The sequence below is a fragment of the Dellaglioa sp. CoH-55-MRSF-7 genome, from assembly GCF_056782235.1.
Genome location: NZ_JBXAYI010000151.1, coordinates 1 through 276 on the forward strand (window position 1 = coordinate 1; position 276 = coordinate 276).

1 protein-coding gene is annotated in these 276 nt (G+C 52.9%); it reads left to right on the forward strand.

Annotated features, from left to right (window positions below; genetic code table 11):
* Window positions 1-276: hypothetical protein (locus tag AC1RPU_RS08210; protein ID WP_481769681.1), on the forward strand; the 276-nt coding region annotated here is incomplete at both ends.

Below are 276 nucleotides of genomic sequence, written 5' to 3' on the forward strand. Positions count from 1 at the left end.
GGATCGAGCCGATGGTGATCCGTGCCGATGCTGAACAGCGCAAACTCGGGGTCAACCATCCGTACGTGTATGTAACGGTTCGCTGCGGCCCCATGAAGAGTGTGAGCGACGATGTGTGGCACGTGGATGGCTTCTCGATGCGTGTACCACACGTGACGGAACAGAATTACATCTGGTCGGATCACACGCCAACCGAAATCCTGAAACAAAACTTTGCATTTCCGTCTGATTTCCATCCGATGGTGTACAACATTCACCAGTTCTTTCAGGATCGCG